This is a genomic window from Streptosporangium jomthongense (genome assembly GCF_042650425.1).
Taxonomy (GTDB): Bacteria; Actinomycetota; Actinomycetes; order Streptosporangiales; family Streptosporangiaceae; genus Streptosporangium.
In genome coordinates this window covers 1-22,640 of sequence record NZ_JBHSBC010000016.1, presented here as the reverse complement: position 1 = coordinate 22,640, position 22,640 = coordinate 1, and the positions used below count along the sequence as shown (strand labels likewise).

Here is a 22,640-nt window from a genome sequence, read left to right as displayed (position 1 = left end):
TCCATGTCCCCACTCAAGGCCGTCGCCCCGGACGGCACCTTCACCACCGGTCCAGACACCACCGAACGGCTTCTCACGCCCGGCGAGGTCGCCCGGATCTTCGGCGTGGACCCCAAGACCGTCAACCGGTGGGCGTTGACCGGGCGCATCCCCTCGGTAAGAACCCCCAGCAAGCAACGCCGCTACCGCGAGAGCGACATCAATGCCCTGCTGAACCCCACCTGATCACCGAATCCGCCGCACATGCCCGTTCAAGACCCGATGCGAAAGGGATGTCAATGACCGTTCCACAGCACGCCAATGCGACCGGCCTGCGGTTCCTGTGGCTGGAGTTGACCGGAAAGTGCCAGCTGGAATGCGTCCAGTGTTACGCGTCCAGCTCGCCGACCGGGACGGATGGCACCATGACCATCCTCGACTGGAAGGGAGTCATCGACCAGGCCGCTGCTCTCGGTACCCGCCAGGTCCAGTTCATCGGGGGTGAGCCGACCCTCCACAAAGCGCTACCTGGCCTGATCGGTCACGCCTTGGCCGCCAAAATTGAGGTCGAGGTCTACAGCAACCTCGTGCACATACCGGAGTCTCTGTGGGACACGCTCTCCCAGCCGGGTGTCCGGCTCGCCACGTCCTTCTACAGCGACGATGCCCGTGAGCACATGCTGATCACCGGCCGTAACACGTTGGCCCGAACCCAGGACAACATCACCACGGCGTTGGACCGGGGGATCCCGTTGCGGGCCGGCATGGTTCGTGTGCTGGACGGCCAGCGCCTCGACGAGGGGCAGGAACTGCTACAGCGGTTGGGCGTGACGCAGATCGGGATCGACCGGATGCGGCTGCTGGGCCGCCCTTCCCGTGGTGCCCCGGACCTTACTGAGTTGTGCGGTGCATGCGGCCGTGGGTCGGCTGCGGTGCTGCCGGACGGCAGTCTCACCCCGTGCCCCATGGCGCGGAACATGCGCGGTGGAAACGTGCTGACCACGCCGCTGGTCGACATTCTGACCGGCGTCACCTGGGCGCAGGCTCTGACTCTGGTGCCCGATCCTCGAATGGGAGAGGAGTGCGAGCCGGAAAAGAACAGTTGCCGCCCCACCAAGCAGGACGGCAGGGACTGTCCGCCTTCGGAGAAACCGGCTTGCTCTCCACGCTTCTGCAACCCGGACTTCACCCCGCCCGGTAAGAAGTGACCATGAACTGGCAACCTCGTGCCGCCTGGCTCGCCGCCGCTGCCGTCCCTCGTGGGTCGCAGTGGCGGGTGCCGGTCGCCACCACGCCCCGGCATCTGTTCGTGCCGCGCTGGTGGGACACGCCCGCCGGAACCTACAGCCGCACTTGGGATCTGCACGACGGTCCGGGGGACGCAGAGACGTGGATGGACACGGTCTACGACGACCAGACGGTCGTCACCCAGGTCGCCGGGGTCCACGCCGACCACGCGGAAGCAGGGACGGTGATCAAGGGGCAGCCCACGTCGTCGTCCACGCTGCCAGGCCTGGTCGTGCGGATGTTCCACCATGCCGAGGTCTACGAGGGGGCGGACGTGCTCGATGTCGCCACCGGTTCGGGATACAGCGCCGCCCTGCTGGCCGGGCATCTCGGCGATGACCGGGTGACGAGCGTGGACGTGGACCCCTACCTTGTCGAGGCCGCCGCCGTACGGCTGGACACCGTCGGCCTGCGCCCGAAGGTTCTCGCCGTCGACGCGACCGGGCCGCTGCCGGGCGAGTACGACTGCATCGTCTCCATGGTGTCGGTACGGCCCATCCCGGCCTCCTGGCTGGCGGCGTTGCGGCCCGGTGGGCGGTTCGCCGCGGTCATCGCGAACACCTCGCTCATCATCACCGCGGGCAAAAGCGACGATGGCGGTGCCGAAGGCCGCATCGAGTGGGACCGCGCCATGTTCATGCCGACCCGCTCCGGCGGAGACTATCCGCCGGGGGCACGCGGCCTGTTCGACACCGTGTGGGACGCCGAGGGCGAGGAGGTCACCCGGGGCCGGTACCCGGTGCTGGACGTCGCCTACAACTGGGACCTGCCCACCATGCTGGAGGTCGTCTGTCCCGGTATCGAACACCACTACATGGAGGACGACGACGGGGTGCGCACGGCCCGGATGGTCCACGCCGACGGGTCATGGGCCCGAGCCGCCGCCCGGTCGGACGAGCCGCCCACCGTCCACCAGGGCGGCCCTCGCCGCCTGTGGGACAGGCTCGACGAGGTCCGGCACTACTGGCTACAGCACGGCGAACTACCGCTGCGCGGCGCCCACGCCCACATCACCCCGGACGGGACGATCCATCTGCGACGCGGCAGGTGGGCGGCCACCATCGGATGACCTCCGGGTACGGCCTCGCCGTACCCGGGTCAGGCCAGCCAGTGGCCGTCGCGCATCAGGTCGCGGTCTCGGAGTTCCTCGACCTCGCGCCAGGCCTGGATGTGGCGCGGTGAGACGCGGAACCAGCGGTACGGCCCGGCCGACTCGCGCGGGTCGAAGCCGGTGCGCTTGGCGAAGCGGTCTCCCTGTTCCGGGGACAGCGCGTCCATCTCAAGGACCTCGACCGTGCCCTCGATCATGGTCACGTCGCGGGTGTGGCCGAGCCCGAGCCTGACGGTTCGGGTGGCGGCCAGGTTCCTGCCGGTCGGGCTGTTGGCCGGGGTGGACAGCAGCAGCGCTTCGCCGTCCCAGTCGAAGGACAGCGGCACCATGTACGGCACTCCGTCCGCCGAGGCGCTGGCCACCCAGAGGTCGACGTCGTGGGCGAGCCGGTGCTCGGCGTCGTGACGTCGCTGGACACGGGAGCGGGGTGCGTCGTTCATAGCCGGTGTGTCGCTCACTTGTCCTGGAGGAGGCCGAGGACGTTGCCGTCGAGGTCGGTGAAGGTGGCCACCAGACGGCCGCCGCCGACGTCGTGCGCGGCCTCCTTCACGGTGGCTCCGGCGGCGGTCACCTCGGCCAGCTTCGCCTCGATGTCGGTCACGTGCCAGTAGGCCACCGGAGCGTCCGGGCTCTGCGGTCCGGAGGGCACCAGCCCGATGTGCTGGCCCTCGACGTCGAAGCCTACGTAGTAGGGGGAGTCGGCCTGCGGCTCCACTCCGAGCAGGGCGGTGTAGACGGCCTTGGCCGCCGCCAGGTCGGAGACGGGGTGCAGCACGGTCCTGATGCCCTGGTGGGAAGAGTCAGCCATGGTCGCTCCTGGATCAAATGCGTATATCTGGTGATGTGTCGGGGGTAAATCCCCGTTCACGATGACCACGCTATCTGTGTCCCACGCCCCGGCGCTTCTCCGATTCTGACCGGCCCCTGAAGCACCCCGGAATCAGCGGTGGCCCGCGTCCCTGACCAGTAGGGCGGCCTGGACGCGGTTGGAGCAGTTGAGCTTGGTCAGGATCCGGCTCACGTAGGTTTTGACGGACGCCTCGCTCATCGCCAGCCCACGGCCGATCTCGGCGTTCGACATGCCCTCGGCCAGCAGCCGCAGGACCTCGTCCTCGCGGGGGGTCAGCGCGCCGAGCAGTTCGGCGGCCTCCCTTCTGCGGTCCACCTCGGCGGGGGTGACCATGCCCAGGACCAGCCGGGTGACCGGGGGAGACAGGTAGGCGTCGCCGCCGTACGCGGCCCTGACGGCGCGGATCAGCTCGTCCGGCGCGCAGCTCTTGAGCACGAACCCGGCCGCGCCGCCCCGCAGCGCCCGCACCACGTTCGGCTCGGTGCCGAACGACGTCAGCACCAGCGTCCGCAGTGCGGGCACCAGCCCGCGCAGCTCCTCGATCGCGCTCAGGCCGTCGAGCACCGGCATGTTGACGTCGACCAACGCGACGTCCACGCGGTGCCCGAGCGCCGCCTCGACGGCGGCCCTGCCGTTCGCCGCCTCGGCCACGACCTCGATGTCGGGCGCGGACTCCAGCACCGTGCGGATGCCCGCCGTGATCAGCGGTTCGTCGTCGGCCACCAGGACCCTGATCACCGGACCACCCCCAGCAGCAGGCTCGCGGGCAGTGTCACGAACATCAGGACCGCGACGGCGGCGCCGAGGGCGACCGTACGGACCCGTCCCACGGCGGGCAGGTCGTCCACGACGGGATCCTCCTCCAGAGGCGTGACGGGGAGCATCGCGAAGAGCCGGAAGCCGTCGCCGGACAGCCGGTGGTCCAGGACCCCACCGGCGGGCCGTACCCGCTCGGCGAGCCCCGCGAGACCGTGGCCCCCGCTCCCAGAACCCGGGACATCTCCCCTACCGGCCTCGGCCCCGACCTCGGGACCCAAAGCTCCGAGATCCGAGGCCCCGGCCCCGGTCTCAGAACCCTCGCTCCCAAGACCCGAGACCCCGGGACCCGAGAGACCGTCCCACCCGGCCTCGACTCCGGCTCGCGTCTCATCCCCGGCCCCGGTCTCCGGCCGCTCCGGCAGGGGGTTGACGACCGTGAGCAGCAGGGCGTCCGACTCCCAGTCGACGTTCACGGTGACCGGCTGGCGCGGGGCGTGTTTGGCCGCGTTGGTCAGCCCCTCCTCGACCACCCGGTAGGCCGCCTGTCCCGCCGCGAAGGACAGGGGACGCGGCCGCCCCCGCTCCCGCAACGTCACCGGGACGCCCGCCCGGCGGAACTCCTCGGTCACGGTGCCGATCGCCTCGACCGCCGGAGACCTGGACGGCTCCTCCTCGCCGCGTAGCGCCCCGACCAGGTCGTGCAGCTCGTGCATGGCGGCCCGCGCGGACTCGGCCAGCTGCCCGACGGCCTGCCGGTGCCGTACGGGCAACGCGGAGACCTCAAGGGCGGCGGCCTGTACGGAGACCAGGCTGAGCCGGTGGCCGAGGGAGTCGTGCATGTCCCTGGCGATCCGCAGGCGTTCGCGCAGCCGTTCCTGTTCGGCCAGGAGGTCCCGCCGCAGCCGCAGTTGCCGGTTGCTCTGGTCGAGGGCCGCGACCAGCCTCCGGTGCTGCGCGAGATAGAGGCCGACGAGCAGCGGCAGCGCCACGAACACGAGGTAGGTGGACAGCAGGGTGCCGACCGCCTGCGGGGTCAACGGCCCCGCCGCGAGCCGTACGGCGAGGCCACCCGCGCCGGCACCGGCGACCACCGCCACGCCGGAGCGGGAGAGGACCTCCTGCCCGGCCTGGTAGGCGCTCCACAGCAGCAGGATGTAGGAGCCGCCGCTCAGCGAGGCGAGCGCCAGGGCCGCGACGAAGGCGGCGACCGGGCTCCGCGTGCGCAGCACGACCACCAGCACCGTCGCCAGGGCGTACGCCACGACGGGCCAGGACCGGTGCGCGGAGAGGAACAGCACGGTGTCCACGACGACCACGGCGGCGGCGATGAGGTGTCGGCCCATGCCCAGCAGGCTATGCGTGGTCGTGCGCGACTTTCGTCGTCGGGACCGGAGACTTTCGAGGACTGTGCGTGACCTGCCCCGTTCCTAGCCTGAACGGGTGATCGAAGTACGGAATCTCACGAAACGACACCGGGGCAGGGCGGTCGTCGACGACCTGTCCTTCACGGTCGAACCCGGTCACGTCACCGGATTCCTGGGCCGCAACGGCGCGGGCAAGAGCACCACGATGAGGCTGATGCTGGGCCTCGACCACCCCTGCGCGGGACGGGTCCTCTTCGACGGTGTGCCGTACCGGCGGCTTCCCGAGCCGCTGCGGCGGGTGGGGGTCATGCTGTCGCCGCCGGCCGTGCACCCGGGCCGCACCGCCTTCGACCACCTGCTGTGGCTGGCCAGGACCAACCGCGTCCCCCGGGGGCGGGTCGGGGAGGTCCTGGAGACGGTCGGGCTCACCGGCGCGGCGCGACAGCGGGCGGGCTCCCTCTCCCTCGGCATGACCCAGCGGCTCGGCATCGCCGCCGCCCTGCTCGGTGACCCTCCGGTGCTGCTGCTGGACGAACCGGTCAACGGGCTGGACCCCGAGGGGGTCCTGTGGATCAGGGGCATGCTGAGGACCCTGGCCGCGGAGGGCAGGACGGTCTTCTTCTCCAGCCACCTGATGGGGGAGACGGCCCTGACCGCCGAACGTCTGGTGGTCATCGGCGGGGGCCGGTTGCTCGCCGACACGACCGTGCGGCGGTTCGTCGAGGACAACGCCCGCTCCCACGTACGGCTGCGCACCCCGGAGCCGGGGCGGATGCGCGAGGCGCTGGCCATGTCCGGGATACAGGTGGGGGCGGCTGAGGACGGCTCCCTTGAGGTCCACGGCGTCGAGGCCGCCAGGCTCGGCGAGCTGGCCGCCGCCAACGGCGTGACGTTGCACGAGGTCAGCACGCAGTCGCCCTCCCTTGAGGAGGCCTTCATGAGGCTCACCGGTGCCGAGGCCGGTGCCCGAACCGAAGCCGGGCGGCGGTGAGCGCCATGACGGAGACGTCCCGGACGACGGCGATCCGGGCGGTCGTGGCCGCGGAATGGGCCAAGATCTGGTCGCTGCGTTCGACGGTCCTCGTCCTGCCGTTGACGCTCGTGCTCAGCGCCGTCCTCGCGTATCTCGTCGGGGCGAGCACCGCCAACGGCTTCACCCGTATGCCGAGCGAGATGCAGAGCAGGTTCGACCCGTTGTTCATCACCTTCTACGGCCTCACGCTGAGCCAGCTTCCCCTGGTGGTGTTCGGCGTGCTGGTGGTCGGCGGCGAGTACACCTCGGGGACGATCACGGCCTCGCTGACGGCGGTGCCGCGTCGCGGCCTGTTCTACACGGGCAAGGTGCTGGCCGTGCTGCTGACGGCCCTGGGCGTCTCGGCGCTCTCGGTGGTGGCGGCCTTCGTCGCCGCGCAGGCGGGGCTGGGGCCGTACCGCACCTCGTTCGGCGCGGCGGGGGTGCCGCAGGCGGTCGTCGGGGCCTGGCTGTACCTGGCGCTGATCTGCGTGTTCGCCATGGGGGTCGCGACGATGCTGCGTGGCTCGGCGGGGCCGCTCGCGATCCTGATGCCGCTGCTGTTCCTCGGTTCGCAGGGGCTCGGGAACGTCCCCGGCCTCAAGGCCGTGACCCAGTATCTCCCCGACCAGGCGGCTGCGGTGATCATGCACCTCACCGGCCCGCCGGGCGATCCGAGGTTCGGCCGCGACCTCGGTCCCTGGACGGGGATGGGCGTTCTCGTGCTGTGGGTCGTCCTCTCCCTCGGGGGCGGTTACCTCGTACTGCGCCGCCGCGACGTCCGCTGATCCTCAGTTCTCCTTTTCCAGGCGGCGGATCTGTTCGCCGCCCGATTGCTGGGTGACGTGCATCCGGGCGGCGGCCTTTCCGAAGTGCGGTTCCTCGGCGACCGCGATGGCGTATTCAAGCCGGCGGAGCTCCACGCCCTCATGATTTCAGCGCGTTGACAGGCGTGAACAGGATCGACAGGCACGGCCTGTCAGGCATACGCCGATCAGTCGTTGATCTCCGCTCCGTCCTGGGATGACATGTAGATCAATCAGGCGGATGCGTTCCGTGTCGCCCGATCGAAATCGTAATCAATTGGATGTGCCCGACCAGATTCCAGGAAAAGGAGAGGCCATGCCTACGGCAGGCAATTCATCCCGCGCGCGACAGGTCGCGATGCGCATCGGCCTGCGTCTCATTCCGGTGGGGGCGATTCTCGCATCGACCACCCTCATCGCCACACCGGTCCACGCGGCAAGCGTGACCATCATCCGCAGCTAGGAGACGGGGCTGTGCCTGGACAGCAACTTTGCCGGGGAGGTCTACACCTTGCCCTGCAACGTGCCCCAGAACAACAACCACCAGAAATGGCGCACGAACTATCCGAGTACGGGCAGGACCTGGATCCAGAACCTCGCCACGGGACTGTGCCTGGTAACTTCCGGGGGGAACACGGTCCGCACCGTGCCATGCGACACCGGGGGACTTTACCAGGAATGGGTCATCGAGCCATCGGGGCTCGATTCGAACCCGGACGCCTGGATGGCGGGAAATTACGCGACGAAGGATACGCTGAAAAGCGACCGGTCCGGCCGTGTCTTTACCTACTACACCTCCAATCTCTACCTCAGGAACTGGAAATTCGGTTACTGACGTTCCCTTTCGGCATTGCCGGCCGCCGGATAGCCTCCGGCGGCCGGCTGCCCAATGCGTGGTGAGGCCGCCGACCGACGGTTCGACGAACGGCTTCGGCGCCGGTCAGCGCGGCGTGAGTGCCGCGTAGCGGTGGAACAGCCGATTGTGAGGATTGATCAGGTCGGCTGGGTCGTGCGCCGCCTCGCGGATCGCCTCCTCGGCGATCCGTGAGGCCCAGGACGTGTCGTACACCACGCCCGACCGCTCGCGGACGAACGCGCGATATCGACCGGTCAAGAATCGTGGCGTCGAGGGCATCGGCATACGCCTGTGATTGGAGATCGCGTGCGTAGAACCGTTTCACTGTTCGCCGTCGTTCTGACGGCTCTTACGATGTTGTCCCCCCTTGTGTCCGCCGAGGCCACGCCTGCGGCTCCAACGGCTCCAGCGGCGCCTGCTGCGGCGATCACCTGGACACCGTGCCCGCGATACCCCTTTGGCGAGTGCGGCAAGCTCGCCGTACCGGTGGACTGGAACGACCCCGGCGGGCGGACGATCGACCTGGCCGTGGCCAGGCTCAAGGCCACCGACCCCGCGGCCAGGATCGGCTCGCTGCTGCTGCATCCCGGCGGTCCCGGTTCCTCCGGGGTCGGCTACGCGCTTTCCCTGAACAACTTCAGCCCGGAGCTCAAGCGCCGGTTCGACATCGTGGGGTTCGACCCCCGCGGTGTAGAGGGCAGCGGGCGCATCGCATGTTCGACCCAGCTGATGTCCCAGTTCCCCGATCCGCTCATCAAGAGTCAGGCGGAGTTCGACGCCTGGCTCGACTACGGCAAGCGGTTGCGCGCCGACTGCCGTGCCCGGACAGGGCCGGTCTTCGACCATGTCGACAGCGTGAGCGCGGCCCGCGACATCGACGCGATCCGCCAAGCGCTCGGCGAGGAGAAGGTCACCTACTACGGCCTCTCCTACGGCACGCTGGTCGGCCAGATGTACGCCGAACTGTTCCCCCACCGGATCCGCGCCCTCGCCCTGGACAGCAACCTGGACCACAGTCTGAGCACCGGCCCCTACCTCTACAGCTGGGCCACGTTCGCCCAGGACAGTTTCGACGAGTTCGTGAAGTGGTGCGGCAGGGAGACCCGATGCGCGCTGCACGGCACGAACGTGCGCGCGTTCTGGGCTCGCCTGCTGGAGCGTGCCGACCGCGGTGAGATCCGCGCCCCCGGCGCCCCTGCCAGGTCACTCACCAGACAGGACGTGATCCGCTACGCCTTCCGGGCGGGCTATGTACCCACGTGGTTCGAACTGGCCGAACTGCTCGTCGCCCTGGATGCGGGCGCGCAGGAGCCGCCCGCCTCCGCGGCCTGGCTGTTGGGTGAGACGACGAACTCGCGGCAGGCCCCTGCGGCCGCCGAGCTGGAAGTGTCCAACCCTCTCCAGATCTTCTGTGAGGATTTTCGCTGGCCGATCCGCGACTACCGCGAGTACACCAAACATCTCCGCCGCGCCAAGGCCATCGCACCGGACATGGGGATCGTCCCGACCAGTCTGACGCTCACCGCCCTGTGTCTGGGTGAACCGGATCCGATCCCGAACCCACAGCATCGCCTGCGGGTGAAGGGCGGCCCGCCGCTGCTGATCGTCAACGGGCTACACGACCCGGCCACCGGCTACGCCTGGGCGCGCAACGCCGCCGCCCAGATCGGGAAGAAGGCGCGGCTGCTCACCTACGAAGGGTGGGGGCACGGCGCCTATGGCCGTGGCGACTGCGTCACGGCCGCCGTCGACGCCTACCTGATCTCGCTGAGGCTGCCCGCGCGAGGAACCCGGTGCCCGGCCGTACCGGTGGCGCCACCCGACGCGGCCGACCGGCCCGCATAGATGGGAACATGTCCACGTAGATGATCGACATGAAGTTGTTGATGCTGACGTGCAGCAGCATGGCCAGCGGCAGGTGCCAGAGGCCCCACACCGGGCCGAGGATGGAAGATGCTGAAAGCCGGTCACCCGGCGAAGCGGAGCGATCGGAAAAGCCTGGGGCCACGGCTCTGAAGCGGACCGAAGCCGGCGCACGGTCACCACCAGCCAGGAACTCAACCGGCATGCCCACCCGCGACTCGCGATCACGCTGCGACCGTTGTTCCGAGAGCCCACAGCGGCGGATGATCCGCGCCCGGCAGAGGTCGCTCATCCTGAGGTTTCGCTGAGGGGGTCGAGCCCGTCCGGCGGTCCGCTCCGCAGGTCCGGGTAGCCGGGGACGAACGCCCCGGCCTCCCGGAGTTCACGGACGATCTGGACGAAGGCCAGGACGGAGGGATCGGTGGTGCCCCGCCGCCATACGATGCGCTGGTCGGCGAGCGGGCTCGGTTCGGTGAAGGGCCGGTACACCACGCCGGCGAACGGCCGGGCCGCGGCGGAGGCCGCGACCGTGATCCCGATCGCCGCGTCGGCGAGGACCAGTGGCAGCAGCCGGTCCAGGCTGGAGATCTCCCGGTGGATCGTCACCACGGTGCCGTGGTCGCGCAGGTGGCCGATGATGTGGTCGTACAGCCAGGGGCTGAGGTTCCGCTCGTGCACGATGATCGGCCGGTGGGAGAGCCGTACGGGATCGATGGCGGTCTCGGCGGCGAGGGGATGGGTGGCGGCCAGGGCCAGGACGAACGGTTCGCGGACCACCAGCAGCGAGTCCAGCCCCGGCCGGGCTTCGGTGTTCCAGCAGAAGCCGATGTCCAGGCGGCGGTCCTCCAGCGCGGCGAGCTGGTCGGCGGTGGTCATCGGGCACGGCGCCGGCCGTACCTCGGGCAGACGCGCACGTAGCGCGGGGATGACGAGCTGGAACAGGCGCAGGCCGAGGTCCGCGGCGTGACCGATGCGAAGTTCGTCGGCCGGGCCGGCGGCGGCGCGACGTCCGGCGTCGAGCGCGTGGCGGGCGGCGGCCACCGCCCGGCGGGCCTCGGGCAGGAACGCCTCACCCACCACGGTCACGGTGACCCGGCGGCTGGTGCGGACGAACAACGGGGCGCCGATCTCCTTTTCCAGCCGGCGAATCTGCTCGCTGATCGATTGCTGGGTGACGTGCATCCGGGCGGCGGCCTTTCCGAAGTGCAGTTCCTCGGCGACCGCGATGGCGTATTCAAGCTGGCGGAGCTCCACGCCTTCATGATTTCAGCGCGTTGACAGGCGTGAACAGGATCGACAGGCACGGCCTGTCAGACATACGCCGATCAGTCGTTGATCTCCGCTCGGTCCTGGGATGACATGTAGACCAATCAGGCCGATGCGCTTCGTGCCACCCGATCGAAATCGTGATCGACCCGCGCCCGGAAAGAACCGCCGAGTTGAGGTTTCGGATTTCTCCTCCGGGCCGTCAGGGCTGTTCCGCAATGCCCCCCGATTGGAGAAATTCATGAACCGACTCCGCACATTCACCATGGTGGCCGGGGCGATCGTCGCCGCCCTGGTGAGCGTCACCCCGAGTGGGACGGCGAGCGCCGCCCCGTCATCCTCCGGGCTCGCCCAATCCGGGAGCGGGGTCCAGGTGTCGGAGGTCTACCCCGGGTGCGAGGTGTTCTTCGAGGATCCCCACGTGGTGGACGGCAAGGTGCGTTTCAACGGCGGCGCGCGATGCTCCGAATCCGCTCCGGCCACCGTTGACTGGCTGCTCGTCTGGCTCTCCCCGCAGAACGACGCGCCCTACGACGAAGCGGTCGGCGAGGGAAACGGCCCCGAGAAGTCCCACTCCGCGAGCAGCACCGTGCCATGCGTCGACGGCACCTACCAGGGCACCGTCTTCGCTTCCGTGTTCGGGAACAAGGGCGTCGACCAGATGTGGGTGGACCGTGAGGTGACCGTCGACTGCTGACCGTTCGCCTTCCTCCGCGCCCGGATTACGGAAACCCGCAAATACCGCTGGCGTTTCTATGCGTGCCCTTTTTGGAGAGCGTTGTGAAACATCGTTCACCCCCTTTACTCAGCCTCGTCGCGGTCGCGGTCTCCGTCGTGCTGGTTTTCACCGGCATCGCCGTACCCGCGCAGGCCCTGTCCACGTGTGAAGGCGCGAACCGCGCCGCCGCCCGACTGGCGGCCGTTAGGGGAGGGGCGATACGCCTGATGTGCGCGGGTGCGGCTCCCGCGCACCTCGCCGCGTTGGCGGCGAACGCCGACGACGTGGTGATGAGCTTCGAAGTCCCGCAGGTCGACCGTGGCCCCCTCCAGGCCGAGGTGGACAAGATCCACAGGACGCAGGAGGCGGGCCGGTCGCCCCTGAGTGCTCCCTCGCCTCCAGGGAGTGCCAGGGTCCCATGACCGGCCGTTCGCCGGCGGGAACCCGTGTCGGCTGATGATCGCCGGGTCTGTCGGTCGGGACGGGAACGGCGGCGTTGGCCTCCAGGAAGATGGCCAGGTCTCACCGGCCGCCGACGAAGGCGGTGCGGCGCCGGGTGCCGGTGGACACGGTGTCCGATGTCGCTTGACGCGTCGCGTGGCGGTCAGCCCGCCGCCTTGCGCGTACCGCATGAGCGGGGGGTACCACCGGAACCGGACATCACGAGTTAAAGATCAGTGGGTCTGGACGGTCACCGTGTGGAGAAATTTGAAATCCGTTTGGTTCGCGGACCCGTGGCGGATTCCCGTGAATCGGCATGGCCGAAACGGGATGCGGCCGCGTTCATATGCTGTTTGTTTTTCACCGGATTCGACGCGGTCGTCGGGGCGACTTCCCTGCTCGGGGGTGTGCGGTGCCCCGCGCTCGTATACTTTTCACAGTCGGCGGGCCGGCCGGTTGGTTCATTGTGATGGACGCGGATTCCGCGGTGGCAGATGATTTCTTTCATGACTGATGTTTCCCCGGGCCGGTCTGATGCCGTGGTCTTACGTCCTCAGCGGCCGGGATGGCTGGTCGCCATGGCCGCGTCGATCCCGTTGCTGCTCATCGGGCTGGTGTTCCTGCTGCTACGGATGGTCAACGGTTCGTACGGCAGCGAGGGCCTCGGGCTGCTCGCCCTGCCCGCGTTCGTGATCCTGTTGGGCGTGCCCGCCGTCTGGGGCATCGTGTATCTGCTGCGGCGCGGGCGGACGATGCGCCTGGTCGTTGACGGCGACACGCTGCGGTACGTGGGATGGAACGGGAAAGGGTGGCAGCTCTCCCGCTCCACGATCACCAACGTGCACTACGTCAATGTCATGAACCCGATGGCCACGAAACCGACACCCTGGATCATCATCAGCACGAACGCCGACGACGTCGCGCGGGTGCTGTGGCAGAGCGACTGGCCCGACGGGCTGCTTCGGGTCTGGAAGCAGAACGGCGTCGTCGTGAACCGCGACGACCTGTCGTTCCGCGAGGTGATCAGCCGTTACCCGCGCCTGGAGCTGCCCTGGTGGCACCGGCGGCCCGCCCTCGCGGGCCTGCTGTACTCGGTGGTCTTCATCGTGTACGTGCTCCTGGTGGTCATGCCCTTCGTGTTCATGTCGTGATCACACGTCCCAGGTGACGGGGAGGCTCGTGACCCCGTGGATGTCGGCGGCCTCCGGGCGCAGGCCGACCTCCTCGGCCGGTACGGCCAGGCGGAGCGTGGGGAAGCGGTTGACGAGCGCGGGGAAGGCGACGCGCATCTCGACGCGGGCGAGTTGCTGACCGAGGCACTGGTGGACGCCGTGACCGAAGGCCAGGTGGCCGCCGTCGTCGCGGCGCAGGTCGAGCAGGTGGGGGTCGGCGAAGCGCTGGGGGTCGCGGTTGGCGGCGTGGTAGGCCAGGATGATCATGGTTCCGGCCGTGATGGTGTGGCCGCCGACCTCCACGTCCTCAAGGGCGACCCGGTAGAACTGCTTGGCGACCGACAGGTAGCGCAGGAGTTCCTCGACGGCCCGGTCGGTGAGGGCGGGGTCGGCGCGCAGCGCGGCCAGCTGCGCGGGGTTGCGCAGTAGCGCGAAGGTGCCCAGGGCCAGCATGTTGGCGGTGGTGTCGAGTCCGGCGGCCAGCAGGAGGAAGCCGATCCCCCGGAGCTCCTCGTCGGTGAAGTCGCCGTCGACGAGGTCGCTGAGCACGTCGTCGGTGGGGTCGGCGCGCTTGGCGGTCACCAGTTCGGCGAGATAGTGCTGGACCGAGGTGTAGGCGGTGAGCATCTCGTCGTCGCCGACCTGCCCGCTGATGAGCGACTCGACCTGCGACTGGAAGGAACCCCGGTCCTCGTACGGCACGCCGAGGAGTTCGCAGATCATCATGGCAGGGATGGGCTTGGCGAACGCGGTCACCAGGTCCGTCGGGGGACCGGCCTTCTCCATGGCGTCCAGGTGGTCGGCGGTGATCTGTTCGACGCGCTCGGTGAGTTGCCGCATCCGCCGTACGGTGAACTTGCCGACGAGCGGCTTGCGGTAGCGGCCGTGCAGGGGCTCGTCCATGAGAAGGAACTCGCCCGGTGCCGCCGGAGGGGTCTCGACGTCGCCGTAGTCGATCAGCGGGTGGTGGCGCATGAGTTCCCTGCGGGAGCTGAAGCGCGGGTCGGCCAGGATGGATCTGACCAGGTCGTAGCCGGTGACCAGCCAGCCCTGGTGCCCGTCGGCGAAGGTCAGACGGCTGATGGGGCTCTGCGCGCGGGCCTCGGTCAGTTCCTTGGGCGGGTCGAACGGACAGCCGGACTGACGCGCGGTCGGCAGTGCTGTGACGGTGTGTTCCATTGCCATTCCTCACCTCGCGATAGTACGTGTTCGATACATCTTGAAAGCTACGTTGCATCAGGAATGACTGTCAATCATTCGAAATGCATTTGCCCAGGTAAGTCGCGATAAATTGGTGCAATGACGCTGGGGTCGAATGCAATCGATCGTTGCAATGAATGGAGGCGAAGGCAATACTGACGGCATGCCAGGCGGACGGTTGACCCAGCAGGAACGCAGGCGCATCGCCACCGGACTCACCGACGGCCTCTCCTACGCCGAGATCGCCCGGCGGCTCGACCGGCCGACCTCGACGATCAGCCGGGAGATCGCCCGCAACGGCGGCCCCGGCGACTACCGGCCCCAGGAGGCGCACCTGGCGACGGTCCAGCGGGCGCGGCGCGGCACCCCGGCGCCCCCGCGCGCGACCGGGTCGCCGGGTGACGCCAGGGAGGAGGAGATCATCGAGATGGCGGTCAGGACGGGGCTGCCGAGAATGATGGCGCGCGTGCACCTCGACCTGATGATGTCCGAGGAGGGCAGGCGCACCGCCGCCGAACTGACCCGCAGGCTGAAGATCAGCCCGGCCTCCGTCTCCGTGGCCGTGAACTACCTGCTCCAGCACGGGTTCATCCGGCGCGAGCGCGATCCGCGGCGGCGTCGTGACGTCTACGTGGTCGACGACGACAGCTGGTACCACTCGATCGTGATCAGCGCGGGCCAGGCACTTGAGGCGGGACGGGCCACGATGGCGGCGGCGGAGGCGGTCGGCTTCGACGGGCCCGTCGGACGGCGGCTGGTCAGGGGAGGGGCGCTCCTGGAGCGGATCGGCCTGGACATCCTGAGGTCGGTCGAGCGCTGGCGCGTGTACGCCGACCGGCCGGAAAATCCCTCGCGCGAACCCCGGGCCCGGCGGCCGGTCGTGTTCCGCTGGCCTCGGGGGTAGTTCGGCCGGTCCCTGGAGCGGTTCCGCCGGCCTCGGGAGTAGGGGAATAACGCCGGACGGGAGACAATTAACCCTTCTATTCAAGTAGGAATAAAGGGTTATGGGGGGCCGGATGTCGAACGCGCCTTCGGGGTGGGACGCGGCCGGTGAGCCGCATCCCCTGGACGCCCCCGCCAGGTCGTCCCTGAACGGACCGCACGCCCACTTCGCCGAACGGCGCGGCAACGTGCTGCGCTACCCGGCCGACGTCGCCACGTTCACCGCGCTCCCCGAGGAGCCCGACGCCACCGACTGGGAGGACATCGCCACGCTGGTCGGCCCCGGTGAGGTGGTCCCCCTCAACGGGGTACGAACCCCACCACCCGACGGGTGGGAGGTCGTGATGCGGCTGGCCGGTGTCCAGCTGGTCGACGACGGGGTGCGCGCCGCGCCGTACGAGGAGGCGGTCCGCCTGGAGAGGAAGGACGTGCCGGAGATGCTCGAACTCGTCGAACGGACCAGGCCGGGGCCGTTCCTGCCCCGGACCATCGAGATGGGAACCTACCTCGGCGTCCGCAGGAACGGCGCGCTGGTCGCGATGGCGGGCGAACGGCTGCACCCACCGGGCTGGACGGAGATCAGCGCCGTCTGCACCGACGAGGCCTTCCGGGGGCAGGGGCTGGCGACCCGGCTCGTGCTCGCCGTGGCCCACGGCATCCGCGGCCGGGGCGAGACGCCGTTCATGCACGCCGCGGCGAGCAACACGAACGCGATCCGCCTCTACGAGTCGCTCGGGTTCAGGCTCCGCCGTACGACGACGTTCCTCGCCGTGCGCGTCCCCGGCCATATCCCCGTCGTCCCCGTCGCATGAGCGTCGAGGCGGCCGTCGCCGAGGTCGTGACCCTGGCCAGTGAACTCATCGCGATCGACACCACCAACACCGGCGACCCCACGGCGCCGGGCACAGAACGGGCGGCGGCCGAGTACGTCGCGGCCAAACTGTCCGAGGTCGGCTACGAGACCACCTACGTCGAGTCCGGCGCCCGGGGCAGGGGGAACGTCATCGCCAGGCTGCCGGGGGCCGACCCGGCGCGGGGCGCGCTGCTGGTCCACGGCCACCTCGACGTCGTGCCCGCAGACCCGGCCGAATGGTCGGTGCACCCGTTCTCCGGGGAGGTGCGCGACGGCTACGTGTGGGGACGCGGCGCGGTCGACATGAAGGACATGGTGGCCATGACGCTGGCCGTCGCGCGCTCCTTCAAACGCGACGGCGTCGTCCCGCCCCGGGACCTGATCTTCGCCTTCCTCGCCGACGAGGAGGCCGGCGGCTTCTACGGCGCCCGCTGGCTGGTCGACAACCGCCCCGAGCTGTTCGAGGGCGCGACCGAGGCGATCAGCGAGGTCGGCGGCTTCTCGGTCACCCTCGCCGACGACGTGCGCGCCTACCTCGTCGAGACGGCGGAGAAGGGCGTCATGTGGCTGCGGCTGACAGCCAGGGGTACGGCGGGGCACGGGTCGATGCTGCACAGGGACAACGCGGTGGCGAAGCTGGCCGCCGCGATCACCCGCCTCGAACAGCACCGCTTCCCGCTCGTGCTCACCGACCCGGTGCGTGAGCTGCTCACCGGCGTCGCCGAGGTGACCGGCGTCCCCTTCGACCCCGACGACCCCGAGGCCGCCGTCGCCCGCCTCGGGAACCTGTCCAGGATGATCGGCGCGACCCTCAGGGACACCGCGAACGTCACGATGTTCGAGGCCGGATACAAGGCCAACGTCGTCCCCTCGGTGGCCAGGGCGACCGTGGACGGCCGGATGCTCCCCGGGCGGGAGAAGGCCTTCGAGGCCGAACTCGCCGAGGTCCTCGGCCCGGACATCATCCGCGAGTGGGACAGCCTGCCCCCGGTGCGGACCACCTTCGACGGGGCGCTCGTCGAGGCGATGGCCACGGCCGTCACGGCGGAGGACCCGGGCGCCCGCCTCCTGCCCTACATGCTGTCGGCGGGCACGGACGCCAAGTCGTTCCAGCGACTCGGCGTGCGGCACTTCGGTTTCTCACCGCTGAAACTGCCGCCCGATCTCGACTTCACCGCGCTGTTCCACGGGGTGGACGAACGCGTGCCGGTCGATGCCCTGGAGTTCGGCACCAGGGTTCTCGACCGTTTCCTGCGCGCGTGCTGAACGCCGTACCGGACTCGTCGCCCCGAGTCCGGTACGGTCCCAACTAGCGCCTTAAGGGCATTTCCCGGGAAATCTATACACGGGTCCAGGCATTCCCCTATGGTCTTTTCCCTGGATCTTTCGCTCGTGCGGGTTGACGTACCATCAGGCCCGTTTCTTCGGGGCGTCCACCGTTTTCCCGGGGAACGACCACGACAGGCGGGAGATCCGGAAAAGACCCGGTCTCCACCGGGCTGAAACTCCGCGGCCCGGAGGAAACGACATGGTGCGATCGTGGAACGAGCCACCGGCGCGGCGGGTCGTCTGGATTCGCCGGGCTGATCCCACGGCCGCCACGAAGGTCACCTCGGCCCCGTCGTCCTCGGCCGATTTCACGACCACCACGGCGTCCGCGATGTTTCCCCACACCATGGGCGGAGGCCCGGCCGTACGGGAGACGGTCGCCGAGGTGCTCGACGCGCTGGAGAAGGCCGTCACCGGTCTCTACCCCGCCTGGCTCCCCGAGGCCGCGGACATCACCGGGCCGGGCGGGCTCGCGCTGCCCGCCGTACGCGAACTGGCCAGACGGAAGGTCCGGGGCCGTCGCGACCTCGCCGCCTTCCTGGGCGACCTCGCCGCGCGCTCCCTGGCGGGCGGGAGCCTGCGCCTTCCCCACCGGCCCGTCCCGCCGGAGACGCGGGCCGAGGGCCTGGCCATGGCGTTCGCCGCGAGCTTCGGCCGCCCGCACACCGTGGTCCTGGCCACGATCCCCGAGGGACTCTCGCCCGCCCGCGAGGAGGCGCTGGTGGCGGCGGCCGAATGGCTCACCCACCGCGGCCACCTGGGCGTCTGCCTCACCGGAGCCGCCCTGACCACGGTCGACCGAGTCCCGGTGCTGTCGTCTCTCCAGGAGTACGGCCCCGCCTCACCCCTGGGGCCTTCCCCGGCGGCCGGTTCTTCGGCTTCTCCGCTGGCCGGTTCCTCCATGAACGGTTCTACGGCGGTTGTGGAGTCCTCGGTGGCGGGGTCTTCGGCCGTGGCGGGGCGTCCGCATCCGGGGAGTTCCGTCGAGGCGGCCCTGGAGCGGGCGCTCAGTGCGCACACCTGGGCGGCGGGGCGCGCCTGGAACCAGACCTACCAGCCGCATCCGCTGGTCAACCCCATCAAGGTCGATCTGATCTGGCAGGCCGAACGCTGCGTCGTCGAACTCGACGGCCGGGAACACCGCAGTGCCGAAGGCCTCGCCAAGGACCATCTGCGCGACGAACGCCTCATTGAGGACGGTTACGCGGTCATCCGTTTTACCAATGAGCGCGTCTTGACCGATATGCCGTCCGTACTCCGAGAACTGAAGCGCTTTCTCCACACCCACCGCGCCACGCACGAAGGATAGAGATATGTCTGATTCAGGGCTTTCGTTCGCCGAAGTGTCTTTTTTGGTGATTTTGATGGTGGAGGGGAAGGAAGTCACCAACCCCTACCTGGAAGAACGATACGGGGTGACTCTTACTGGAGAGTCACGTCGGAAGTTGAACGATCTCAAGCTCGTCGAAAGCCGGAAGCAGGGTCGTTCGTTCAGCCATCTTCTGGATGATGATGGTTGGGTCAGGGTTGCCAAGGAGTTCGAGAACGGCATCCCTATGCCTCGGGGTGTGGCTGGGGCGATGAACCTTGCTTTGGTGTCCCTGACCCGCAGGCTTCTGGCACGAACCGGGCTGCAGCTCAACGAACTCCCCCTCTCGGAGGAGACTCCAACGGCTCCCGGGGTCGAAACCACTGAGCCGGTGGAGATCGAGAGTGGGGACATCACCACGCGCATCCGTGCCGCCTACGCCAAGCTGGCCGACACGCCCGGCGAATTGATCAGCCTGGCACGACTGCGACCCTTGCTTGACGGTGCTTCGAAGGAAGAAGTCGACATCGCGCTCAAGGGGATGATTCACATCTCAGGAGTGAGCATCGTGCCGGAGAGTAACAGGAAGGTTCTCACTCCGGAGGCCAGAGAGGCAGCGGTGACCTTCGGGGGCCAGGAGAAGCACCTCATCTCGATCGAGGCGCTGTGAGCGGCCCGGAGCTCGAAGTCCTCCAGAAGCTGAAGGGCAATTACGTCGAGGGTCCAGAGGATGTGTGGACTCCCTCCGCCTTCCATGTCGAGGGTCTGAATCGGACCGTGGAACGCGCCATCCTCAGTGGCCTCGACGATGTGGCGACCGGTGGTGCGACCAGCCCCATCGGTTTGATCCTGCGTGGGCAGCGAGGATCGGGCAAGACCCACCTGCTCGGCTGGGTTCGGGAGCGCATCCAGCAGGATGGTGGTTACTTCTTCCTCGTCGGACTGCTGGACACGCGGACCTTCTGGGAGAGCACGCTGTTTGCGATGCTCGACGGTTTGTCCAGGAACGGCGCCGAGGGGGAAACCCAGCTCAAAATCCTGCTGCGACGGCTTTCCGAACTCACCAACATGCCTCGCGGGGTATACCGCGAGGTGATCGGAAACCGCGCTGTGACACGGGAGAGCCTCGACGCCCTTGTGAACGGAGTGCGTACGCTCAATCCTCACGTGGGCAAGGACACCAAGGACACCCTGCGTGCTCTTGTGCTGAGCGCGTGCGCCGACTATGCCGTCCAGGACATCGGGGACGGCTTTCTGCACGCGCTGCCGGAGGAGGAATCAGGAGAACGCGCTGTCTGGGGCATTCGACAGCTGCCGAAGACGCCGCAGGAGATCATCAAGGACCTTTCCCGCCTGCTTGCGCTGACCGGACCGTCCGTCATCGCTGTCGATCAGCTCGACGTGCTAGTCGCCCACTCACCTCTGGCCACTGATGGTACGGCGGCGCACGACTGGCACGACCTGATCATGATCGATCAAGTGGCCGGTGGCCTGATGGCGCTGCGCGAGACCACCCGCAGGACCCTGACGATCGTCTCCTCCCTGCAGCAGACCTGGACTCTCATCGAGACGTACGCCGTCGACACCGCACGTGACCGGTTCAGGGTGATGCCCAACCTCAAGCCCCTGCCCGACGCCGACGCCGCCAAGGAGTTGGTGGAGAAGCGGTTCGCCCCCAGGTTCGCGGAGGCCGGTTTCGTTCCGCCGTACCCGACCTGGCCGATCCGGCCAACCGTCTTCGAAGGCGCCAGCGAGTACACTCCCCGGCAGCTTCTGATCACGATCGACAAGCACATCGAGGCCTGTCAAGAAGATCAGCAGGTCCGAGAGCTGGAGCGTCTCGACCAGGACATCGACCGGCGGCCCCCAGTGGTCACTCCGCCCTCCGCCTTCGCCGAGCTCGATGCCCGGTTCGCCGATCTCAAGAAGCTGACGCCCACGGACGACGCCCTGAACGCCACCGTTGAGGACGCCGTCATGCCCGCCCTGCTCGCGGCCGGGCTTTCGGCCTGGATCGACGGACTCGGTGAGGCCGGGGCCCAGTTCAGTGTGGACCCGCCGCCCAGCAGCAAGCCCCCGCTCCACGCGCGACTGCGGCGCACCCTGGACGAGGAGACCGAGGACGAGGAGCACTGGGCGTTCCGGGCCATCGCCGCCACGCACCACATCGCCGCCCTCAGCCGCCTGCGCGCCGCCTCCGTCACGGCCGGGTTGAACGCCGAGGTCTCCCGCAGGCGGCTGTTCGTGCTGCGCAACGTGGCCTGGACGCAGGGTCCCAAGACGATCGCCGCCGTCGCCGAGTTCGAGAAGGCGGGCGGCAGGGTGCTCACGGTCGACGAGGAGGACCTCAGGATCCTTGCCGCGCTGCGGCAGCTGTACGCGGACAACCCGCCGAACCTGCGGGCCTGGCTGGCCGTACGGCGTCCGGCACGGGACGTGAAACTGCTCCGCGAGGCCCTGGGGGACACCCTCCCCGAGGGAGAACCCGAGCATTCGGGCGGCACGCTCCCCGAGACCGGAACCGGGCGTTCGAACGGCGTCGCGGAGCCGTTTCCCAGGACCGAGCCGGAGCCCGCACCGATCCCCACCCCCACCGGCGCCGTGACCCCCGAACCCGTCAGGCCCGTGTCCCCTCAGCCCGTGTCCCCCAACCTCGCGCCCGTCAGGCCCGTGGACTCCCGGTCCGTGACCCCACAGATCACGGAGCAGCCGCCGTACGTGCCATTGGGCAACACCGTCATCGGCGGCCGGCCCGTCTCGGTCGAGCTTGAGGCGCTCAGGAAGCACACCGTGATCTTCGCCGGGTCGGGGTCGGGGAAGACCGTCCTCATCCGCAGGCTGGTCGAGGAGTGTGCCCTCCGAGGGGTCTCCGCGATCGTGCTCGACCCCAACAACGACCTCGCGCGACTCGGTGACGGCTGGCCGGAACCGCCGCAGGGCTGGGGGCCGGGTGACGCGGAGAAGGCGGCCGAGTACCTCGCGGCCACCGACGTCGTCGTCTGGACGCCACGGCGGAAGGCGGGACGGCCATTGAGCTTCCAGCCGCTGCCGGACTTCGCGAGCGTCGTGGCCGACCCGGACGAGTTCGGTGTCGCCGTGGACGCCGCGGTGGCCTCGCTCGCGCCGCGCGCCAAGCTCACCACCAGGACGGCGAAGACCGAGGTCGGGCTGGCCGTGCTCAGGGAGGCCCTCGTGCACTACGGGCGCGGGGGTGGAGTGGGCATGTCCGGCTTCGTCGACCTGCTCGCGGAGCTGCCGTACGGCGTGAGCGAACTCGCCAACGCCGGGAAGGTCGCGGCCGAGCTGGCGCAGACGTTGATGGCGGCCATGGTCAACGACCCGTTGTTCGCCGGGGAGGGGACGCCGGTCGATCCCGGCGTGCTGCTCACCCCGCCCCCGGGGAAGCGGGCGCGGATCTCGGTGATCAGCTTCGTCGGCCTGCCGTCGGATGAACAGCGGCAGAGTTTCGTGAACCAGCTGCAGATGGCGCTGTTCGCCTGGATCAGGAGGAATCCGGCCGGTG

25 protein-coding genes are annotated in these 22,640 nt (G+C 69.0%); 17 read left to right on the top strand and 8 right to left on the bottom strand.

What is annotated here, in order from left to right; all coding sequences use genetic code 11:
• Window positions 1-3 precede the first annotated feature (3 nt).
• The 3 genes from ACFOYY_RS17550 to ACFOYY_RS17540 are packed head-to-tail and all read left to right on the top strand — an operon-like array spanning window position 4 to window position 2,335.
• The gene (locus tag ACFOYY_RS17550; protein ID WP_352014520.1) at window positions 4-225 is read left to right on the top strand and encodes a BldC family transcriptional regulator; all 222 of its coding nucleotides are present in this window, start codon (window positions 4-6) and stop codon (window positions 223-225) included.
• Window positions 226-272: 47 nt separating this feature from the next.
• Window positions 273-1,187, top strand: a complete 915-nt coding sequence (locus ACFOYY_RS17545; protein ID WP_352014519.1) for a radical SAM/SPASM domain-containing protein — start codon at window positions 273-275, stop codon at window positions 1,185-1,187.
• 2 nt (window positions 1,188-1,189) lie between these two features.
• A complete protein-coding gene (locus ACFOYY_RS17540) occupies window positions 1,190-2,335 on the top strand; it encodes a methyltransferase domain-containing protein (RefSeq protein WP_362913433.1) in 1,146 nt (381 codons plus the stop codon).
• A gap of 29 nt (window positions 2,336-2,364) precedes the next feature.
• On the opposite strand, the gene ACFOYY_RS17535 is transcribed toward ACFOYY_RS17540, so the two are convergent.
• The 4 genes from ACFOYY_RS17535 to ACFOYY_RS17520 form a co-directional block, all read right to left on the bottom strand.
• Entirely contained in the window at window positions 2,365-2,817 is a 453-nt protein-coding gene (locus ACFOYY_RS17535) for a pyridoxamine 5'-phosphate oxidase family protein (protein WP_362913435.1), read from the bottom strand.
• 14 nt (window positions 2,818-2,831) lie between these two features.
• Window positions 2,832-3,185 carry a VOC family protein gene (locus ACFOYY_RS17530; RefSeq protein WP_386190325.1) on the bottom strand — a complete coding sequence of 118 codons (354 nt, stop codon included), beginning with the start codon at window positions 3,183-3,185 and terminating at the stop codon, window positions 2,832-2,834.
• Between the two features lie 132 nt (window positions 3,186-3,317).
• On the bottom strand, window positions 3,318-3,965 hold the full coding sequence (locus ACFOYY_RS17525) for a response regulator transcription factor (protein WP_362913459.1): 648 nt from the start codon (window positions 3,963-3,965) through the stop codon (window positions 3,318-3,320).
• Window positions 3,962-5,329, bottom strand: a complete 1,368-nt coding sequence (locus ACFOYY_RS17520; protein ID WP_386190324.1) for a sensor histidine kinase — start codon at window positions 5,327-5,329, stop codon at window positions 3,962-3,964. Before ACFOYY_RS17520 ends, ACFOYY_RS17525 begins: the two co-directional genes overlap by 4 nt.
• Window positions 5,330-5,426: 97 nt before the next feature.
• Here ACFOYY_RS17520 and ACFOYY_RS17515 point away from each other — a divergent pair, with 97 nt between their 5' ends.
• A complete protein-coding gene (locus ACFOYY_RS17515) occupies window positions 5,427-6,341 on the top strand; it encodes an ATP-binding cassette domain-containing protein (RefSeq protein ID WP_386190323.1) in 915 nt (304 codons plus the stop codon).
• A 5-nt stretch (window positions 6,342-6,346) separates the two neighbouring features.
• Window positions 6,347-7,150, top strand: a complete 804-nt coding sequence (locus ACFOYY_RS17510) for an ABC transporter permease subunit (RefSeq protein WP_386190322.1) — start codon at window positions 6,347-6,349, stop codon at window positions 7,148-7,150.
• A 3-nt stretch (window positions 7,151-7,153) separates the two neighbouring features.
• Here the strand turns inward: ACFOYY_RS17510 and ACFOYY_RS17505 are convergent, their stop codons facing one another.
• On the bottom strand, window positions 7,154-7,285 hold the full coding sequence (locus ACFOYY_RS17505) for a LysR family transcriptional regulator (protein WP_386190321.1): 132 nt from the start codon (window positions 7,283-7,285) through the stop codon (window positions 7,154-7,156).
• Between the two features lie 124 nt (window positions 7,286-7,409).
• On the opposite strand from ACFOYY_RS17505, the gene ACFOYY_RS17500 reads away from it, so the two are divergent.
• Together ACFOYY_RS17500 and ACFOYY_RS17495 are read left to right on the top strand one after the other, a co-directional pair.
• Window positions 7,410-7,631, top strand: coding sequence for a hypothetical protein (locus ACFOYY_RS17500; RefSeq protein ID WP_386190320.1), 222 nt, complete (start codon window positions 7,410-7,412; stop codon window positions 7,629-7,631).
• Between the two features lie 9 nt (window positions 7,632-7,640).
• Window positions 7,641-8,003 (top strand): RICIN domain-containing protein, encoded by a 363-nt coding sequence (locus ACFOYY_RS17495; RefSeq protein WP_386190336.1) that lies wholly within the window; start codon window positions 7,641-7,643, stop codon window positions 8,001-8,003.
• 105 nt (window positions 8,004-8,108) lie between these two features.
• On the opposite strand, the gene ACFOYY_RS17490 is transcribed toward ACFOYY_RS17495, so the two are convergent.
• Window positions 8,109-8,282: a hypothetical protein gene (locus tag ACFOYY_RS17490; protein ID WP_386190319.1), complete on the bottom strand. Its 174-nt coding sequence runs from the start codon at window positions 8,280-8,282 to the stop codon at window positions 8,109-8,111.
• A 228-nt stretch (window positions 8,283-8,510) separates the two neighbouring features.
• Between ACFOYY_RS17490 and ACFOYY_RS17485 the strand changes: the two genes are divergently transcribed.
• Window positions 8,511-9,869 carry an alpha/beta hydrolase gene (locus ACFOYY_RS17485; RefSeq protein WP_386190318.1) on the top strand — a complete coding sequence of 453 codons (1,359 nt, stop codon included), beginning with the start codon at window positions 8,511-8,513 and terminating at the stop codon, window positions 9,867-9,869.
• A 306-nt stretch (window positions 9,870-10,175) separates the two neighbouring features.
• Here the strand turns inward: ACFOYY_RS17485 and ACFOYY_RS17480 are convergent, their stop codons facing one another.
• Window positions 10,176-11,141, bottom strand: coding sequence for a LysR family transcriptional regulator (locus tag ACFOYY_RS17480; RefSeq protein WP_352014507.1), 966 nt, complete (start codon window positions 11,139-11,141; stop codon window positions 10,176-10,178).
• Between the two features lie 253 nt (window positions 11,142-11,394).
• Here ACFOYY_RS17480 and ACFOYY_RS17475 point away from each other — a divergent pair, with 253 nt between their 5' ends.
• The 3 genes from ACFOYY_RS17475 to ACFOYY_RS17465 all read left to right on the top strand — a co-directional run bounded on the left by ACFOYY_RS17475 (window position 11,395) and on the right by ACFOYY_RS17465 (window position 13,463).
• Entirely contained in the window at window positions 11,395-11,850 is a 456-nt protein-coding gene (locus ACFOYY_RS17475; RefSeq protein ID WP_362780355.1) for a hypothetical protein, read from the top strand.
• Window positions 11,851-11,933: 83 nt separating this feature from the next.
• Window positions 11,934-12,293: a hypothetical protein gene (locus ACFOYY_RS17470; protein WP_386190317.1), complete on the top strand. Its 360-nt coding sequence runs from the start codon at window positions 11,934-11,936 to the stop codon at window positions 12,291-12,293.
• 525 nt (window positions 12,294-12,818) lie between these two features.
• Window positions 12,819-13,463 carry a hypothetical protein gene (locus tag ACFOYY_RS17465; RefSeq protein ID WP_386190316.1) on the top strand — a complete coding sequence of 215 codons (645 nt, stop codon included), beginning with the start codon at window positions 12,819-12,821 and terminating at the stop codon, window positions 13,461-13,463.
• On the opposite strand, the gene ACFOYY_RS17460 is transcribed toward ACFOYY_RS17465, so the two are convergent.
• Window positions 13,464-14,663, bottom strand: a complete 1,200-nt coding sequence (locus ACFOYY_RS17460) for a cytochrome P450 (RefSeq protein WP_386190315.1) — start codon at window positions 14,661-14,663, stop codon at window positions 13,464-13,466.
• Between the two features lie 184 nt (window positions 14,664-14,847).
• Here ACFOYY_RS17460 and ACFOYY_RS17455 point away from each other — a divergent pair, with 184 nt between their 5' ends.
• The 6 genes from ACFOYY_RS17455 to ACFOYY_RS17430 form a co-directional block, all read left to right on the top strand.
• Window positions 14,848-15,588, top strand: coding sequence for a helix-turn-helix domain-containing protein (locus ACFOYY_RS17455; protein WP_386190314.1), 741 nt, complete (start codon window positions 14,848-14,850; stop codon window positions 15,586-15,588).
• Window positions 15,589-15,700: 112 nt separating this feature from the next.
• Window positions 15,701-16,438, top strand: coding sequence for a GNAT family N-acetyltransferase (locus ACFOYY_RS17450; protein ID WP_362780348.1), 738 nt, complete (start codon window positions 15,701-15,703; stop codon window positions 16,436-16,438).
• Entirely contained in the window at window positions 16,435-17,745 is a 1,311-nt protein-coding gene (locus ACFOYY_RS17445; RefSeq protein ID WP_386190313.1) for a M20/M25/M40 family metallo-hydrolase, read from the top strand. Before ACFOYY_RS17450 ends, ACFOYY_RS17445 begins: the two co-directional genes overlap by 4 nt.
• Before the next feature lie 262 nt (window positions 17,746-18,007).
• Window positions 18,008-19,117, top strand: coding sequence for a DUF559 domain-containing protein (locus ACFOYY_RS17440; protein WP_386190312.1), 1,110 nt, complete (start codon window positions 18,008-18,010; stop codon window positions 19,115-19,117).
• A gap of 4 nt (window positions 19,118-19,121) precedes the next feature.
• Complete coding sequence (locus tag ACFOYY_RS17435; protein ID WP_386190311.1) at window positions 19,122-19,787, top strand: hypothetical protein; 666 nt, start codon at window positions 19,122-19,124, stop codon at window positions 19,785-19,787.
• A gap of 107 nt (window positions 19,788-19,894) precedes the next feature.
• On the top strand, window positions 19,895-22,640 hold a 2,746-nt coding region (locus ACFOYY_RS17430), incomplete at its 3' end, for a helicase HerA domain-containing protein (RefSeq protein WP_386190310.1).

Bases quoted from the DNA above. Each gene is read 5' to 3' on its own strand.
- ACFOYY_RS17550 (WP_352014520.1), top strand. From the start codon at position 4: ATGTCCCCACTCAAGGCCGTCGCCCCGGACGGCACCTTCACCACCGGT.
- ACFOYY_RS17545 (WP_352014519.1), top strand. From the start codon at position 273: ATGTCAATGACCGTTCCACAGCACGCCAATGCGACCGGCCTGCGGTTC.
- ACFOYY_RS17540 (WP_362913433.1), top strand. From the start codon at position 1,190: ATGAACTGGCAACCTCGTGCCGCCTGGCTCGCCGCCGCTGCCGTCCCT.
- ACFOYY_RS17535 (WP_362913435.1), bottom strand. From the start codon at position 2,817: ATGAACGACGCACCCCGCTCCCGTGTCCAGCGACGTCACGACGCCGAG.
- ACFOYY_RS17530 (WP_386190325.1), bottom strand. From the start codon at position 3,185: ATGGCTGACTCTTCCCACCAGGGCATCAGGACCGTGCTGCACCCCGTC.
- ACFOYY_RS17520 (WP_386190324.1), bottom strand. From the start codon at position 5,329: ATGGGCCGACACCTCATCGCCGCCGCCGTGGTCGTCGTGGACACCGTG.
- ACFOYY_RS17510 (WP_386190322.1), top strand. From the start codon at position 6,347: ATGACGGAGACGTCCCGGACGACGGCGATCCGGGCGGTCGTGGCCGCG.
- ACFOYY_RS17500 (WP_386190320.1), top strand. From the start codon at position 7,410: ATGCGTTCCGTGTCGCCCGATCGAAATCGTAATCAATTGGATGTGCCC.
- ACFOYY_RS17475 (WP_362780355.1), top strand. From the start codon at position 11,395: ATGAACCGACTCCGCACATTCACCATGGTGGCCGGGGCGATCGTCGCC.
- ACFOYY_RS17465 (WP_386190316.1), top strand. From the start codon at position 12,819: ATGACTGATGTTTCCCCGGGCCGGTCTGATGCCGTGGTCTTACGTCCT.
- ACFOYY_RS17460 (WP_386190315.1), bottom strand. From the start codon at position 14,663: ATGGAACACACCGTCACAGCACTGCCGACCGCGCGTCAGTCCGGCTGT.
- ACFOYY_RS17455 (WP_386190314.1), top strand. From the start codon at position 14,848: ATGCCAGGCGGACGGTTGACCCAGCAGGAACGCAGGCGCATCGCCACC.
- ACFOYY_RS17450 (WP_362780348.1), top strand. From the start codon at position 15,701: ATGTCGAACGCGCCTTCGGGGTGGGACGCGGCCGGTGAGCCGCATCCC.
- ACFOYY_RS17445 (WP_386190313.1), top strand. From the start codon at position 16,435: ATGAGCGTCGAGGCGGCCGTCGCCGAGGTCGTGACCCTGGCCAGTGAA.
- ACFOYY_RS17440 (WP_386190312.1), top strand. From the start codon at position 18,008: ATGGTGCGATCGTGGAACGAGCCACCGGCGCGGCGGGTCGTCTGGATT.
- ACFOYY_RS17435 (WP_386190311.1), top strand. From the start codon at position 19,122: ATGTCTGATTCAGGGCTTTCGTTCGCCGAAGTGTCTTTTTTGGTGATT.